Raw genomic sequence first — 972 nt, 5'->3', positions numbered from 1 at the left:
CCGCACTTGCGCTTTTGATCACGGCGACGACATCGGGCTTTGCCCAGAGCCTGACGCCGAATGAGGCGAAAGGAACCACCCTCTCCAACAAATGGCGTGGGCAGCGGGGACTGGTAACAACTGGTGCCGACGGAAAAGTCATCTTTCTGTTCGGTGAGACGCAGCCCTCTGTCGTTTGCTCACCTTTACAGGTCTGCGACATCGAGCTTCAGGGTGGGGAGATTGTCCGCGACGTGCTTGTTGGGGACACGGTGCGCTGGAAGGTCGAGCCGGCCACATCCGGTGCTGCAGGGGGCCAGGCAATTCACCTGATCGTCAAACCGTCTGAAGCGGGTCTGGTGACGTCGATGGTGGTGACGACGTCGAGGCGCACCTATCATATTCAGCTCAAATCGCATCCAAACCAGTATATGGCCCGGGTCGGCTTCGAGTATCCGGAAGAGGCCGCGACGAGATTGTCCGACATCAACGCTCGAATTCAGACGATGACCAATTCCGACGGCGGCGTACCGCCAGAGCAACTTGCCTTCGCCTATTCGCTGAGCGGCAGCGCGCCCTGGAAGCCGAAGCGCGTCTATTCGGATGGGCAGAAGACCTACATACAGTTTCCGCGAACGCTCTCCGGTCAGGATGCGCCGGTCCTCTTCGTGGTTTCTGGCGGGCAAAACCGGATCGTAAACTACCGGATGAAGAACGACATGATGATCGTCGATTACAATATCGACAAGGCTGTCCTTGTTTCGGGCGTCGGCTGGCGTCAGCAGAAAATCACCATCCGGCGGGGAGGCTGATCGATGCGCCTTTGCCATTTTCCTATTGTTGCTGCCGTTCTTCTCTCTGGTTGCCAGACCGGAACAGACGCGCTCACGACGAGCGCCGCGCCCTCGACGGTAACAGGTCCCGTGGCAAGCGCGATCGCCGGCGACATGGCTGGACGTTACGCCGAGCAGGCAGGGTCAACCGCCGCGCCGA

The 972-nt window shown here is 59.7% G+C and carries 1 protein-coding gene and 1 pseudogene; both read left to right on the top strand.

The window, feature by feature from the left end; all coding sequences use genetic code 11:
* The first annotated feature begins 14 nt into the window (after window positions 1–14).
* On the top strand, window positions 15–791 hold the full coding sequence (gene trbG / locus RNA01_RS23400; protein ID WP_147182460.1) for a P-type conjugative transfer protein TrbG: 777 nt from the start codon (window positions 15–17) through the stop codon (window positions 789–791).
* 3 nt (window positions 792–794) lie between these two features.
* Window positions 795–972 (top strand): annotated as a pseudogene (locus tag RNA01_RS24285) (conjugal transfer protein TrbH); the annotation flags it as partial.

It is taken from the genome of Paenirhizobium naphthalenivorans (genome assembly GCF_007992095.1).
Lineage (GTDB): Bacteria > Pseudomonadota > Alphaproteobacteria > Rhizobiales > Rhizobiaceae > Allorhizobium > Allorhizobium naphthalenivorans.
This window is presented reverse-complemented; position numbering and strand designations above follow the sequence as displayed.